A 14,996-nucleotide genomic window follows, 5' to 3' on the forward strand; every position below is an offset into this window, starting at 1 on the left:
TCCCCTGGTTCACCCCGGTGTGACCAGCCGCGCCTCGTAGGCGAACACGGCCGCCTGGGTGCGGTCCCGCAGGCCCAGCTTCACCAGGATGCGGCTCACATGGGTCTTGATGGTGGAGTCGGCCACCACCAGCCGCTCGGCGATCTCGGAGTTCGACAGGCCCTGGGCGATCAGCACCAGCACCTCCGTCTCCCGCTCGGTCAGCTCGCCGTAGGCCGCGTGGGCGGCCGGCATCAGGCGGGGGGCCTCGGACAGGCGGGAGAACTCGTGGATCAGCCGCTTGGTGACCGTCGGCGCGAGCAGCGCCTCTCCGGAGGCCACCACCCTTACACCGTCGGCGAGTTGGCGCGCGGAGGCGTCCTTCAGCAGGAAGCCGGAGGCCCCGGCCCGCAGTGCCTGGTACACGTACTCGTCCAGATCGAAGGTGGTGAGCACCAGCACCTTCGCCGTCGCGTCCGCCGCGATGATCTCGCGCGTCGCCTCTATGCCGTTCATCTCCGGCATGCGGATGTCCATCAGCACGACGTCCGGCGCGAGTTCACGTACCCGCGCCACGGCCTCCCGGCCGTTGACCGCCTCGCCGACGACCTCGATGTCCGGCATCGCGTTCAGCAGGACCGAGAAGCCCTCGCGGACCATCATCTGGTCGTCGGCGATCACCACGCGGATCGTCATGCCTCACCCTCGATCGGGGCGGCCGCCGGCACCGGCAGGAACACGGCCACCTCGTAACCGCCCTCGGCCGTCGGGGATGCCGTCATCTCGCCGTTCAGCATGGAGACGCGTTCCCGCATGCCCGTGATGCCGTGACCGGCGCCGGGGGAGGGCTTGATGAGACCCGGCGCGGGCGGCGCCCCGTTGACCACGCGCAGGCCCAGACCGCCGAGCACGTACCCGATCTCCACCTTGGCGTCCGCGCCCGGCGCGTGCCGCAGGGTGTTGCTGAGCGCCTCCTGCACGATCCGGTACGCCGACAGCTCGACACCCTGCGGGAGTTCGCGCACCGCGCCCGTCACCGTCTTGGTGACGTCGAGCCCGGCGTCCCGCACGTTGGCGAGCAGGGCGTCCAGGTCCGCGAGGGTGGGCTGGGGGGCGTCCGGGGCCTCGTAGTCCTGTGCGCGGACCACGCCCAGGACCCGGCGCAGCTCGGTCAGGGCGGCGACCGCGTTCTCCCGGATGGTGGCGAACGCCTTCTCCAGCTCCGGCGGCGGGTTCTCCACCCGGTAGGGCGCCGCCTCCGCCTGGATGGCGACCACCGACATGTGATGCGCGACCACGTCGTGCAGCTCGCGGGCGATGGTGGTGCGCTCCTCCAGCAGGGTGCGCCGGGAACGTTCGTGCGCGGTGACGGTCTGATGGACGCTCACCTCCCGCCGGGCCTGCCGCAAGGTCTGCCGGATCGCGACGGTCAGCAGGAACACGCCGGCGAAGAACAGCAGCGGCCCCAGGTCGGACCCGTAGCCGAAGTCGCTCGGGCCGAACAGGCCGTCGGCGAGGACCCCGTAGGCCGCGGTCAGCAGCCACATCCAGGCGGCCGTGCGGGGGCGGGTGCGCGCCGCGACGACCGTCAGCACGGCCAGGTGCCCGACGAAGCCGCCCGGCGGGAACGGCGATTCGCCGGACGAGCCGCCGGCCAGCACGAGGGCGACCGTGTTGGCGGCCAGGGAAGCCCAGAACGCTCCCGCCGGACGTACCAGGGTCAGCAGCACCGGTGCCCCGGCCAGCAGCCCGCACAGCAGGCCGGACAGGCCACCGGTGTACGTGGACACCAGGGCGACGAACACCGAAAGCCCGGCGAGGACGACCACCACCGCGTGGGGCGCCCAGGCGCCGTACTCCCGCAGGCGCTCGGAGCCGCGCCGGGTGAAGCGGCCGCCGGGTTCGGTGGGCGGCAGCGGGCGGTAGGCGAAGGCGTCGTGGAACAGGTCCTGCCGCAGCCCGCCCAGGGCGTCCGCGGCGAACCGGAACTCCGGGCTGCGCTGCCGCGCGGGCCGGCCCGGCGGTATCGGCTGGGTGTGCGTCGTATCGGTCACGGAAGAGACGGTAGGCCCAGAGCGGGGTGCGGTCGTCCCCTCTCAGGGGGGTTCTCGGGGGTCCGTCTCAGGGGGGAGGCGGGGCACCCGCCTGAGTCCCGCTCCGGGAAAACCGGCGCTCCGGAATGCGGACAGTCATGGCTATTTCTTTGTCTGCCTGTCAAAAAGGTTTTACACAGCGAGGTTTGAGTTTGAATTCATTCGCCGGAACCCGGGCGGCCTCCTAGGGAAAACCCTCGCTTGTTCCGGCGCTTGGTGACATGACCTAGTCAAGGTGCCATTCTCGCCCCGTACGCGCATCCTCCCCACTCCCTTCTCAGGAGGAGTACGAGTGAGACGCCTTCCCCACAGACACCTTTCCCGCAAGGGAGCCACGGTCGGAGCCGCCCTGCTCTCCACGGCGGCGCTCCTCGCCGTGGCCGTCCAGGCGACCCCCGCGGCCGCACGGCCCGCCGCCCCCCACGCCCCGCTGCGCACCGGCGCCCTGGAGGCCAGGCTCAGCCCCGCCCAGCACGCGGCGCTGGTCAAGACCGCCAAGCAGGGCACCGACGACACCGCCCGCTCCCTCGGTCTCGGCGCCAAGGAGAAGCTGGTCGTCCGGGACGTCGTCAAGGACAACGACGGCACCGTGCACACCCGTTACGAGCGCACCTACGCGGGCCTGCCGGTCCTCGGCGGCGACCTCGTGGTGCACACCCCGCCCGCCTCCGTGGCCAAGGGCACGGTGAGCACCACCTTCAACACCAAGCGGACCATCAAGGTCGCCTCCCTCACCCCGGCCGTCACCAAGTCCGCCGCGCAGTCGACGGCGCTCAAGGCCGCCAAGGCCCTGAAGGCGGAGAAGCCCGCCGCCGACAGCGCGCGCAAGGTGATCTGGGCCGGCTCCGGCACGCCGACGCTCGCCTGGGAGTCCGTGATCGGCGGCTTCCAGGACGACGGCACCCCGAGCAAGCTGCACGTCATCACCGACGCCAGGACCGGCAAGGAGCTGTACCGCTACCAGGCGGTGCAGACCGGCACCGGCAAGACCCAGTACAGCGGCACGGTCAGCCTCAACACCACGCTGTCCGGGTCCACGTACCAGCTCTACGACACCACGCGCGGCGGCCACAAGACGTACAACCTGAACAAGGGCACGTCCGGCACCGGCACCCTGTTCACCGACGCCGACGACGTGTGGGGCTCCGGGGCGGGCTCGGACACCCAGACCGCCGCGGCCGACGCCGCCTACGGCGCCCAGGAGACCTGGGACTTCTACAAGAACACCTTCGGGCGCAGCGGCATACGCAACGACGGCGTCGCCGCCTACAGCCGCGTCCACTACAGCAACGCCTACGTCAACGCCTTCTGGGACGACTCCTGCTTCTGCATGACCTACGGCGACGGCACGAGCAACACCCACGCCCTCACCTCGCTGGACGTCGCCGGCCACGAGATGAGCCACGGCGTCACCTCCAACACCGCCGGGCTCAACTACACCGGGGAATCCGGCGGCCTGAACGAGGCGACCTCCGACATCTTCGGCACCGGGGTGGAGTTCTACGCGAACAACACCACCGACCCCGGTGACTACCTCATCGGCGAGAAGATCGACATCAACGGCGACGGCTCGCCGCTGCGTTACATGGACAAGCCGAGCAAGGACGGCGCGTCCAAGGACAGTTGGTCCTCCAGCCTCGGCGGCCTCGACGTGCACTACTCCTCGGGCCCTGCGAACCACATGTTCTACCTGCTCTCCGAGGGCAGCGGCACCAAGGTCATCAACGGCGTCACCTACAACAGCCCGACCTCGGACGGCGTCGCGGTCACTGGCATCGGCCGGGACAAGGCCCTCCAGATCTGGTACAAGGCGCTGACGACGTACATGACGTCCAGCACCAACTACGCCGCCGCCCGCACCGCCGCCCTCAACGCGGCCGCCGCGCTGTACGGCACCAACTCCGCCGAGTACGCGGGCGTCGGCAACGCCTTCGCCGGGATCAACGTCGGCAGCCACATCAACCCGCCGGCCAGCGGGGTGACCGTCACCAACCCCGGCAACCAGTCCGCCACCGTGGGCAAGGCGGTCAGCCTCCAGATCCAGGCCAGCAGCACCAACAGCGGTGCGCTGAGCTACAGCGCCACCGGGCTCCCGGCCGGGCTGTCGATCAACGCCTCCACCGGCCTGATCTCCGGCACGCCGACCAGCGCGGGCTCCTCCAGCACCACGGTCACCGTGACCGACTCCGCGGGCAAGACCGGCACGGCCGCCTTCATCTGGACGGTCAGCGCCACCGGCGGCGGCTGCTCGGCGACCCAGCTGCTCGCCAACCCCGGCTTCGAGTCCGGCAACACCGGCTGGACCGCGAGCAGCGGCGTCATCACCACCGACAGCGGCCAGGCCAGCCACGGCGGCTCGTACAAGGCATGGCTGGACGGCTACGGCTCCACGCACACCGACACGCTGGCCCAGTCGGTCGCGATCCCCGCGGGCTGCAAGGCGACCCTGACCTTCTACCTGCACGTGGACTCGGCGGAGACCACCACCAGCACCCAGTACGACAAGCTGACGCTCACCGCCGGTTCGACCACCCTGGCGACCTACTCCAACCTCAACAAGGCCACGGGGTACGTCCAGAAGACCATCGACCTGTCCTCGCTGGCGGGCTCGACGGTCAGCCTGAAGTTCACCGGGGTCGAGGACTCCTCGCTCCAGACCAGCTTCGTCATCGACGACACCGCCCTGACGACCGGCTGATCCGCGCCTCCCCGCACGACAAGGGTCCCGCACACGGGGTGTGCGGGACCCTTCGCGTTCCCCGTCAGTTCAGCGGGTCCAGCGTGAGGTACGCCTGCTGCGGGTTGCCGTCGTTGACCAGCGACTCGTGGTTGCCGACGTCGTCGAAGGCGAAGGCGTACGCCTTGCCGTCGGCCATCTGGGCGTGGACGGCCTTCGCGTACTGGTTGGTGACCCCGTCCTGGTAGAAGCCGGCGTCGGAGCTGTCCGGCTGGTTGGGGTTGCTCAGCAGCGTAGAGCGGTTGTAACCGGCGCACAGGGTGCGGGAGATGGGGCCGCGCACCTGGTCGTTGGGCGCGTCCAGCAGCTTGTGGCAGCCGAAGATGCTGGAGGCGTCCGGCTTCTGGAAGCTGGTCACCACCGCGCCGGAGGAATTGGTGAAGTTCATGACGTTGCCCGAGACCCGGCCGAAGTACTTGGTGTTCGGCTGGTCGCTGAACGGCGTCACGGTCAGGGTCTGCGAGGAGTACTTGGACCAGACCCGGTTGACGTAGTCGTCCATGACGTTGGCGGGGAGCGCCCCGGTCTCCACGCCGTACAGCGGGGAGAGGGCGCGCAGCACGGTGCCGTCCGAGCGGGTCTGCACGAGGCCCGACCAACCCGACTTGCTGCGCAGCGAGTTCATGACGGCCGAGTAGCCGCCCGGCTTCAGGTGCCCGGTGGTGGCGACCTGGCCGTTGCCGCGCTTCACGCCGACCGCGTAGGGCGCCGAGTACATGTCGACCTGGGTGCTGTTGAGCCAGAGCCCGGCGTCGTTCAGCGTGTACTCGGACCAGCTGAACAGGATGTCCCGGTTGGGGTCCGAGGGGTTCTGCACGGCCGGCTGCACCAGGCCGCCGGTGGTGAGCCGGAAATCCAGCTTGCGGCCGTAGGAGAAGTAGATCCGGCCGGAGAACTTCGGTATCCGGATGGTCGTCGACTGGCCCGGACCGGGCCCGGCGATGGCCGCGTCCGGCGCCGGGGTCGGCGGGTTGCCGCCCGCGGGCCAGGCGTGGAAGCTGCCGCCCGCGTCGGCCCAGCCCTGCCGCCCGGAGGACAACTGGGTGCCGAGGTCGTAGATGTACACCGGCTCGGAGCGGTCCGAGTTGTTGGTGATCTGGAGCGGGATCGTGTCCGGCACGGCGGCACTGGCCTGGCCGGCGGCGCCGAACGTCAGCACCGAGCCGACCAGGGCGGCCGTGGCCGTGGCCGACAGCGCGGAACGAGCGATTCTTCGAGTCAACTCTCCACCTCCGTGTGGGGGTTCGGGGCGGCACGGATACTGGTCCGTACCTTTTTGAGAGCGCTCTCAGAGTGCTTGTGTGTCGCGGACGTGTCAATCAGTTGAACCGAACACGTTCCGTGACGTGAGCAGACGTTCAGAAAGTGCGCCGGAGAAGGGAGTTGAGCGCCGCCCAGTGACGCTCCTCGGCCGCCGCGTCGTAGGACGAGGTGTCCTTCTGGGTGTAGCCGTGCGGTGCGCCCTCGTAGACCTCGCTGGTGTGGCGCACCCCGGCGGCCGTCAGGGCGTCGTCCAGGCGGCGCATCTGCTCCGGGGGCATCGAGGCGTCCTGGTCGGCGTGACCGAAGTACAGCTCGGCCGTGATGCGGTCGGCGCCCAGGTGCGGGCTGTCCGGGTCCTCGGTGGCCAGGTTGCCGCCGTGGAACCCGGCGGCCGCCGCCACCTGCTCGGGATGCGTGGCCGCCGCGCGCAGCGCGAGCCGGGCGCCCATGCAGTACCCGGTCACCGCCACCGGCCCGGCCGCGACCAGCGGGGACTGCTCCAGCCAGCCCAGGAACGCGTCCGCGTCCACCTCCGCCTGCTCGGGGGTGAGCGAGTGCACCAGCGGGCCGAGCCGCTCCCAGATCGTCGGGTCGGACCCGGGGTCGATGAACTCGGGCAGCTCCACCACCGGCGCCGTGCCCTCCCGGTAGAACACGTTGGGCACGAGCACCGTGTACCCCTCGGCGGCGAGCCGGTCGGCCATCCCCTTCAGCCAGGGCCGCAGCCCGTAGGCGTCCTGGTAGAAGAGGACTCCGGGATACGGCCGTCCGTCGGCGGGGTGGGTGAGATAGGCGTCGGCGTCACCGTCCCGCGTGGGGATGGTGACGGTCGTTCCCTGTACGTCGGTCATGATCAGCACGCTTCCCTGTCGGACTACTCGAACCGCGCGGGGTCGCCCGCCCCCACCCGCACGATCTCCGCCTCGCCGCTGGAGAAGTCCACCACCGTGGTCGGCTCGGTGCCGCACTCGCCGGAGTCCACCACCACGTCCACCACGTGGTCGAGCCGGTCCTTGATCTCCCAGCCCTGGGTCAGCGGTTCCTCCTCGTCCGGGAGCAGCAGCGTGCTGGAGACCAGCGGCTCGCCCAGCTCGGCCAGCAGCGCCTGGGTCACCACATGGTCGGGGATGCGCACACCCACGGTCCGCTTCTTCGGGTGCAGCAGCATGCGCGGTACCTCGCGGGTGGCCGGCAGGATGAAGGTGTAGCTGCCGGGCGTCGCCGCCTTCACCGCGCGGAACACGTCGTTGTCGATGCGGACGAACTGGCCGAGCTGCGCGAAGTTCTGGCACATCAGGGTGAAGTGGTGCCGGTCGTCCAGCTTGCGGATGGAGCGGATGCGCTCCATGCCCTCCTTGCTGCCCAGCTTGCAGCCGAGCGCATAGCACGAGTCCGTGGGATAAGCGATGAGCGACCCCGACCGGACCGCGTCCGCGATCTGCGCCACGGCGCGGGGCTGCGGGTTGTCGGGGTGCACGTCGAAGTACTTGGCCATCCGCCGAGCTTAAGCCGTTCCCAACCGTCACTCGCGCACCACCACCCGGCCAGGCGTAGGACGCGCGGACCGGGGCATCCGCACGTCGAGGCACCCGGAGCACTCCCCCCCAGCTCCGGGCCCCGCCGTCTCCGCCGGTGGCCAAGGCCCCCCAGGCCACCGGCGGAGCCTTGCCCGCATTCCCCCGGCGACGCGCGGCGGGGGTGTCGGGTAACGTCGGCCGTCCGACGCCGAGGCCGAGACGGGGACGAGGTGCACCACGTGGCCGCCCGAGCCGGCGAGGGCACCCACGCCCGACCGCCGCACGACACCGCCGCCACCTGGGCGGAAGAGCTGCTCGACCAGTTGCGGCCCGCGGTCCGGCACCCGCGCCGGGTCCTCGCCTGGCTCGCCCGCACCGTCCACGCCACCGCCTGCCTCGAGGACGCCGACGGCCGGCTCCTCGCCGGTGACCCCCTCCCCGCCGATACGGCCGTCCGCGCCGACGTGGCCACCGGGCGGATCTCCGCCGCCGCCCTGGAGGACGGCGGACGCCATGTCCACGTGGTCGGCATCCGCCACCCCGGACCCGGCCGCGCGGCCGGTGCCGTGCTCACCGTGGCCCGGCCCGAGCCCTTCGACCGGCGCGCCGCCGAGATCGTCCACCGCACCGCGACGGTCCTCGGACTGCTGCTGAGGGAGGGCGAACTCGCCCGCTCCGCACGCCGGTTGCGCCGTGCCTCCGCCGACCTGCGCCTGGCCGTCCTGCAACTGCTCATGGTGGAGGACGTGGTCTCCGCCCGCCGCGTCACCGCCGGACTCTGGCCCGGTCTGCTCGAACAGGACACCGCCCGCCTCTACGTCGTCGAGGGCTCGCCAGCCGGACGGGACGCCCTCGCCGAGGAGTGCACGGACGTCACCGAGGGCCGCGCGCTGGTCGTACGCTGCCCCGCCGTGGACGGACATGTCATCGTCGTCAGCCCCGCCTCGGCGCCGGGGGAGAGGCTGCGTGCCCTCGTCGCCGACCGCCCGGACACCTATCTCGGCGGCAGCCTGCACCAGCGGCTCGCCCGGACCGCCACCGCCTACGGACAGGCCGTCAGTGCCCTCGCCGTCGCCCGGTTCAGCCCCGGCCGCAGCGCCGTCTACGCCGAACGCACCCACCCCGAACGCCTGCTGGACCCGGCCGCGCTGCGCACCTGGTCCGCCCGCACCCTGCGCCCGCTGGACACCCTGCCCCACCACACCCGCGCCGAGCTGCTGGCCACCACCCGGCTGGGCCTGGACTTCACCGCGGTCAGCGCCGCCAAGGTGCTCGGCGTCAGCCGCAACACCGTCCGCGCCCGCATGGACCGGCTGCAGACCCTGCTGGACACCGACCTGACCGACCTCACCACCCGCACCGCCGTCCGCCTCGCCCTCCTCACCGAGGCGGCACACGGCCCCTACGACCCCGGAACGGCCCCGCACACCGGGCCGCGCTTCACCGACCTGCTCGACTCCGCCCCGCTGCGCGACTGGGCCCGCGACCTGCTCGGCCGGCTGGACGGCGACGGTCGCGATCTGCGCGCCACCCTGAGCGCCTGGATCTCGGCCGGCGGCAATGCCGAACGGGCCGCGAAACAGCGGGGCGTGCACGCCCAGACGGTCCGTGAACACGTCCGCGCCGCCGAACCCGTCCTGGAACGCCAGCTCCTCGCGGGCGGCAGCGACCTGTACGAGGTGGTTCTCGCCCATCTCGCGGACGGCAGCCTCGCCGCCCCCGAAGCCGGAGCGAACGGGGACCAAGCGGACGCACCTGTGCACGGGTGAGTCCTCAGCGGCACCGACCGGGCACCGCTGCGATGGCCACCGCCAGGCCGCCCGGTTAAGTTCGGCAGTCCAGCGGGGGTACGACCGGAGCGGGGGGCCGGTCGTACCCCTTTGGCATGCCCGCGCCCCGGCCCGGGCGCGGGCTCAGTGCCGGTTCTGCGCGGGCAGGTCGTAGACGTGGCCGGGGGAGATGACCTGGGTGACGGCCTGCCCGAACAGGGTGCTCGGCTCCTGGCCGTCGTGCGCGATGTCGGTGTTCAGCAGCACCACCAGCGAGGTGCGCGCCGAGGGCAGGTACACCGTCAGCGACTCGTACCCCGGCAGTGAGCCGTTGTGGCCGATCCAGCCGTGCACATTGAAGATGCCCAGGCCGTAGCCCGCGCCGGGGTAGCCGGTGGGCAGGGTGAGCAGGCGCTGGCGCTGCGTGGCGGGGGTGATCATCCGCTCGCCGTCCGGGAACCGCCCGGTGGCCACCGTGCGGGACCATACCCGCATGTCCTCCAGGTTCGAGACCATCGCGCCGGCCGCCCAGCCCCAGGACGGGTTCCAGCCGGCCGTCTCCGCGACCTTCCCGTCCGCCGTCTGGTTGGTGTACCCCTGCGCGTGCGGCTTCGGGAACTCGCTGCCCTCGGGGAACGAGGTGTGCTTCATCCCGGCCGGGTCCAGCACATGCTGCTGGATGTAGTCCCCGAGCCCCTGCCCGCTCTGCTGCTCCACGACCAGGCCGAGCAGGATCAGATTGGTGTTGGAGTACTCGAACTTCGCGCCCGGCTGGAACCGCACCGGATGCCTGAAGGCGTAGTCCAGCAACTGCTGCGGCGTGAAGGAGCGTTGCGGGTCCGAGGTGAGCGCCTTGAAGAAGTCCGGGTCCTCCGAGTAGTTGAACAGCCCGCTGCGCATGTCGGCGAGCTGGCGCAGGGAGATCTTGTCGCCGTTCGGCACGCCGTCGATGTACCGGCCGATCGGGTCGTCCAGTTCCACCTTGCCCTGGTCGACCAGTTGCAGCAGCGCGGTGACGGTGAACGTCTTGGTCTCGCTGCCGATCCGCATGTACAGATCCGGGGACATCGGGCGCTTGCTGCTCTTGTCGGCGACACCGAAGGAGCGGACGTAGTTCCCCTTGTCGGGGGTCCAGATCCCGACCGTGACACCGGGGACGTTCGCCTCGCGCATCACCCGCTGTACGGCGTCGTCGATCTGCCGGTTCACCTCGGGCGTGAGGGCCTGTACGTCGGGGCCCGTGGGGGAGGGGCTCGGGGAATCCGCGGCGGGCGGCGCCGCCAGGGAGGGGGCCGCGGTGAGTGGGGCGACGAGTGCGCCGAGAGCGGCCGCGACGGCCAGCCTCCGGCGCAGGCGTGCTGGGGAACGGGGCATGGGCTGACTCCAAGCACATGAGAGCCGGAGCTGCGGGCGGGGCTGACGCCCCGGGCTCTCAGGATAGGAGCGCTCCTTCCGCCTCGCCCGTCGGCCGTTCGGGTGAGCGCCGGTACTCAGCGGGGCGACTGCTCCGGGGCCAGGACCAGCACGCTCGCGTCGTCGTCCACGCGGTGGCCGAGGTGGCGTACGTCCTCCCAGAGCGCGTCCGGGAGCGCGGCGGTGCCGGTGTCCGCGAGGGCGGCCAGGCGTTCGGGCATCGGGTAGAAACGGCCGGACGCGTCCCGCGCCTCCCACAGGCCGTCGGTGGCGATCAGCAGGCGGTCGCCCGGATTCAGCGTCACCGTGGCCTCCTTCGGCGGCTCGACCCCGAGGAGGCCGATGCCCAGCGGCGGGCCCGGCGCGACCGTCAGCTCCCGCGCCCCTCCCGCGCGCAGCAGCACCGGCGGTGGGTGCCCGCAGGCCACCACCCGTACCGTCCGGCTGTCGGCGGAGAACTCCAGCAGCACCGCCGTGGCGAACAGCTCCGCGTGCCGGACTCCGGACGAGTCCGCCACCAGCCGGCGGTCCATCCGGGCGGCCACCGCCTCCAGCGCCCGCTGGTCCAGCGCCGCCTCGCGGAACGCGCCCAGCAGCGCCACCACCGTCCGCACCGCCGACAGGCCGTGCCCCTGGACGTCCCCCATCACCGCCCGCACCCCGTAGGGGCCGTCCCGGACGTCGAAGAAGTCCCCGCCCAGCAGCGTCCCGTCCTGCGCGGCCCGGCTGAACCCCACGCACCGAAGGTCCCCGACCCGCTCCGGCAGCGGCGGCATCACCGCCCGCTGCACCGCCTCGCCCACCTCCCGCTCGGTGTCCAACTGGGCGTCCCGGCGGCTGCGTACGTAGGACACGAACACGCTCAGCACGGCCACGAAGACGATGGTCAGCAGGTCGGTGTCGCCCGGCCGGTCGAGGTGGGTCACCGGCAGCACCAGCGACACGGTCGCCAGCGCGCCCAGCACCGCGGTGGCCAGCGGCCCGTACGACAGGACCGCGAGCGGCGGGATCGCGCCGAGCAGGAAGCCCAGATCGCTGGCGTGCGGGGTGACGAGGGTGGCGAGCGTGACCGCGATCAGCAGCAGCACCGGAAGCACCCGGACCCACGGCGGCGGGGGAGCGCCCCGCAGCCAGCCGCGCCGCTCCCGCGCTCGCCCCGGTGACCAGCCACGCAGCGACCTCACACGCCCACGCTACGCCGCGCCCGCCCCTGCCGCCCGCTCCGGAAAACCCCTGGACGCCCGCGCGGGCGTGCCCCTACTGTGGCGCGAGCACGCCCGAGACGGACCAGGAAGGAGGCGAGCGTCATGTACATCACCACGCACGCGCGCTCCCTCCACTCCGTCATCCGGGTGTGCACCATCTGACCGGACCGGGAGCGCCATCACCGCAGGCACATCTCCCGGAGGACACCTTGACCACACCGGTCATCCGCACGCTCGACCCGAGCAGTGCCCACCTGTTCCACGACCTGCCCGACCCGCTCGGCCTGAGTGAGCGGCACCGCACCACCCACTTCCGCCCCGACTGGCGGCGCGTCGCCCTGCGCGACGGACGCCCCGTGGCCCGCGCCGCCTGGTGGGCCCGCGCCGAGGACCCCGCCCCCCTGGTGATCAACTGGTTCGACGTGGCCGAGGGCGAGGAGGCGGCGGGCGCCGAACTGCTGCGCACCGCGCCCTGGACCACCCCGGAACTCGAACTCGATCTCCCGCCGGGCTGGCGCGACGACCCGGCCCTCGCCGCCGCCGTCGCCACCCGCACCGCCGCCGCCCGTCTCGCCGGGTACGAGCCCCTCGTCGAGCGCTTCATCTACCGCTGGACCCCTGACCTGGGCCTGCCCGAGCAGCCCGGCCGCCTGGAGTTCACCCCGGAACCGGACGACGAGGTCTTCCTGGACGCCCTGCGCCGCATCCACTCCGTCACCCTGGACGCCCACGCCCGGCGTGCCATCGAGAAGGGCGGTGTGGAACTGGCCGCCCGGGAGGAGCTGGACTTCTTCCACTGGTGCCCGTCGCCCCGCGAGTGGTGGCGCGTCGCCCGTACCCCCGAGGGCGAGATCGCCGGTATCCATGTCCCGGCCCGCAACCCCTCAGGGCCCTGCGTCGGCTTCATCGGCGTGGTCCCCGGGCAGCGCGGCCACGGTTACGCCTACGACCTGCTGGCGGACTGCACCCGCTTCCTCGCCGCCGAGGGCGCCGACTTCATCGCGGCCGCCACCGACCAGGGGAACTTCCCGATGGCCGCCCACTTCACCACGGCCGGCTATCCGGTCGTACGGGAACGCGTCAACTTCTGGGCGGACGGGGCACCGGCCGGCTAGTCGACCGGTTCGCTGAGGCGCGCCTGTGCCGCCGCGAGGATCTCGGTCACCCGGAGTCCGAACGCGGCGTCGCAGGCGTGCCGGCGACCTGTGCGGGCGGCTGCCGCCAGGGCGTCCACCGCACGGGCCAGCGCGGGCACCGCGCCCTCCGAACTCCTCGGCAGCAGCGCCACCCCCGACTCGCCACGCAGCTCCACATCGGCTCCGGCCGCCGAGGGCGGCGCCGACAGACTCAGCGTCAGCGTGCTCGACGCCCCGGTGGCATGGTCCAGCACCAGATGCACGGTGTCGGCGGGACCGTGCACCGCCGCGAGCACCTCCCGTACGTCACCCAGCACCGGCAGCAGAACCGACAGGGCGTGCGGGCCCACGTCCCACAGGGCGCCCTTCTCCCGCCGCCACGCCGACGCCGCGAACGGGCTGTCGCTGGTGAACACCGAGCCCATCCACTGCGCCCGCGCCGTGAACCACCCCGCCTCGGCGGCCTGTTCCTCGATCCACGCCTCCGGCTCCTTCTGGAACCGGGTGGTGAAGAAAACCACCGACGCCACCTGGGCCCGCTCCGCCGCCTCGGCCACCGCCCGCGCCTCGGCCACGCCCAGCGCCAGCGGCTTGTCCAGCAGCAGATGCCGCCCGGCCCGCGCCGCGCGCACCGCCAACTCCGCCTGCACCGACGGCGGGAGCGCCACCGCCACCGCCTCGACATCGGCCAGCAGTTCGTCCACGTCCGGGTACGCCCGCACCCCGTACTCCCCGGCCAGCGCGGCCGCCGCTTCCGGGCTGCGCCCCCACACCCCGGCGAACTCCACACCGGGGTGACCGGCCAGCGCCGGTGCGTGTGCGGTGCGCGCCCAGGGGCCCGTTCCCAGCAGTCCGATGCGCATCGAGCGCTCCCTTCTCTTCAAGCCGTGCTCCACGGCATCAAGGGACGGCGTCCCTCTTGTCGTGGGTATACGGCTCCACGGGCCGGTCGTCTCCGGCCAGCCAGTGGGCGATCGTCTCCGCGATCGGCTGACCGGTGTCCAGCTCGACGAAACCGAACTGGCCCGACTGATTGCACTCCAGGAACCACCAGGTGCCGTCCGCGTCCTCCGCGAAGTCGAAGGCGCCGTAGGCCAGCTCGGCGGCCTTCAGATAGCGGCGGACCGACACCGCCACCCGAGGGGGCACCTCGGCGGGGAGCCAGGGGGAGACGGAGGGAGCGAAACGGACGTCCACATGGTCGGGGTGGGCGTCCGGATCGACCGGTTTGCGCGCCGCCAGCAGCCGGTCCCCGACCGCCGTCAGCCGGATGTCGGCCCGCTTGGCCACCCGTTGCTGGAGCAGCGTCGGTCCGAAGGCCACGGCGCTGAAGTCGGTGCCCGGCGCCACCCGGCTGGTCGGCACCGCGCGCGGCGGCTCCTGCGGATGGGCGCCGGAGACCGGCTTGACCACCACGTCGCGGTGCCGCTCGGCGAACTCCCGTGCCGTGTCGGGGAAGGTGGTGATCAGCGTGGCCGGCACCGGCAGCCCGCTGCGCTGGGCGAGCCGCAGCTGCCACGGCTTGTGCCGGGCACGCGGGGCCGCGTCCGGATGGTTCATCCAGCGGGCGTCGCTGCACCGCAGCATCCCGTACAGCGCCTGCGCCGACTCCTGGGTCAGCCAGGGGGACGGCTGGGCGGCACGGGCGGCCGCGTCGCCGGGCCTGCGCACCCAGATGGAGCGCAGGCCGCTCATCCCGACCAGGCGCCCGCCGACGGACAAGTGGCCGCCGCAGTCGTCCCCCGCGTACTCGCCGGTGAGTGCCACCCCGTTGGTGAGGTCGGCGGGGTCGAACCGGACGACGGGCACGCCCGCCTCGCCCAGCCGCAGGACCACCATGTCGGCCGTGACGTCCTCGTCACTGGTCAGGATGAGCACGGTCAT

Annotated in this window: 12 protein-coding genes; 3 read left to right on the forward strand and 9 right to left on the reverse strand. The window is 72.2% G+C overall.

Annotation, left to right across the window (positions count from 1 at the left end; genetic code table 11):
• Positions 1-9 precede the first annotated feature (9 nt).
• Complete coding sequence (locus E5082_RS28740; RefSeq protein WP_135794174.1) at positions 10-675, reverse strand: response regulator; 666 nt, start codon at positions 673-675, stop codon at positions 10-12.
• On the reverse strand, positions 672-2,033 hold the full coding sequence (locus E5082_RS28745) for a sensor histidine kinase (RefSeq protein ID WP_135794175.1): 1,362 nt from the start codon (positions 2,031-2,033) through the stop codon (positions 672-674). The genes E5082_RS28740 and E5082_RS28745 overlap by 4 nt, the downstream gene beginning before the upstream one ends.
• 331 nt (positions 2,034-2,364) lie before the next feature.
• Here E5082_RS28745 and E5082_RS28750 point away from each other — a divergent pair, with 331 nt between their 5' ends.
• A complete protein-coding gene (locus E5082_RS28750; protein ID WP_135794176.1) occupies positions 2,365-4,770 on the forward strand; it encodes a M4 family metallopeptidase in 2,406 nt (801 codons plus the stop codon).
• Positions 4,771-4,834: 64 nt separating this feature from the next.
• Here E5082_RS28750 and E5082_RS28755 read toward each other — a convergent pair whose 3' ends face one another.
• From E5082_RS28755 to E5082_RS28765, 3 genes are all read right to left on the reverse strand, one after another.
• Positions 4,835-6,031 (reverse strand): glycoside hydrolase family 64 protein, encoded by a 1,197-nt coding sequence (locus E5082_RS28755; protein WP_135794177.1) that lies wholly within the window; start codon positions 6,029-6,031, stop codon positions 4,835-4,837.
• Positions 6,032-6,167: 136 nt separating this feature from the next.
• Positions 6,168-6,923 carry a dienelactone hydrolase family protein gene (locus E5082_RS28760; RefSeq protein WP_135794178.1) on the reverse strand — a complete coding sequence of 252 codons (756 nt, stop codon included), beginning with the start codon at positions 6,921-6,923 and terminating at the stop codon, positions 6,168-6,170.
• A gap of 23 nt (positions 6,924-6,946) precedes the next feature.
• Positions 6,947-7,567: an L-threonylcarbamoyladenylate synthase gene (locus E5082_RS28765; RefSeq protein ID WP_167514167.1), complete on the reverse strand. Its 621-nt coding sequence runs from the start codon at positions 7,565-7,567 to the stop codon at positions 6,947-6,949.
• A gap of 261 nt (positions 7,568-7,828) precedes the next feature.
• On the opposite strand from E5082_RS28765, the gene E5082_RS28770 reads away from it, so the two are divergent.
• Positions 7,829-9,358, forward strand: a complete 1,530-nt coding sequence (locus E5082_RS28770) for a helix-turn-helix domain-containing protein (RefSeq protein WP_135794179.1) — start codon at positions 7,829-7,831, stop codon at positions 9,356-9,358.
• 144 nt (positions 9,359-9,502) lie between these two features.
• Here E5082_RS28770 and E5082_RS28775 read toward each other — a convergent pair whose 3' ends face one another.
• Together E5082_RS28775 and E5082_RS28780 are read right to left on the reverse strand one after the other, a co-directional pair.
• Positions 9,503-10,732 (reverse strand): serine hydrolase domain-containing protein, encoded by a 1,230-nt coding sequence (locus tag E5082_RS28775; RefSeq protein WP_135794180.1) that lies wholly within the window; start codon positions 10,730-10,732, stop codon positions 9,503-9,505.
• A gap of 116 nt (positions 10,733-10,848) precedes the next feature.
• Positions 10,849-11,955, reverse strand: coding sequence for a PP2C family protein-serine/threonine phosphatase (locus E5082_RS28780; RefSeq protein WP_167514168.1), 1,107 nt, complete (start codon positions 11,953-11,955; stop codon positions 10,849-10,851).
• Positions 11,956-12,185: 230 nt separating this feature from the next.
• Between E5082_RS28780 and E5082_RS28785 the strand changes: the two genes are divergently transcribed.
• Complete coding sequence (locus E5082_RS28785; RefSeq protein ID WP_135794181.1) at positions 12,186-13,091, forward strand: N-acetyltransferase; 906 nt, start codon at positions 12,186-12,188, stop codon at positions 13,089-13,091.
• On the opposite strand, the gene E5082_RS28790 is transcribed toward E5082_RS28785, so the two are convergent.
• Together E5082_RS28790 and tgmB are read right to left on the reverse strand one after the other, a co-directional pair.
• Positions 13,088-13,975, reverse strand: coding sequence for a Gfo/Idh/MocA family protein (locus E5082_RS28790; RefSeq protein WP_135794182.1), 888 nt, complete (start codon positions 13,973-13,975; stop codon positions 13,088-13,090). The genes E5082_RS28785 and E5082_RS28790 overlap by 4 nt on opposite strands.
• Positions 13,976-14,012: 37 nt before the next feature.
• Complete coding sequence (gene tgmB / locus E5082_RS28795; RefSeq protein WP_135794183.1) at positions 14,013-14,996, reverse strand: ATP-grasp ribosomal peptide maturase; 984 nt, start codon at positions 14,994-14,996, stop codon at positions 14,013-14,015.

This window comes from Streptomyces griseoluteus (assembly GCF_004784465.1).
GTDB lineage: Bacteria > Actinomycetota > Actinomycetes > Streptomycetales > Streptomycetaceae > Streptomyces > Streptomyces griseoluteus.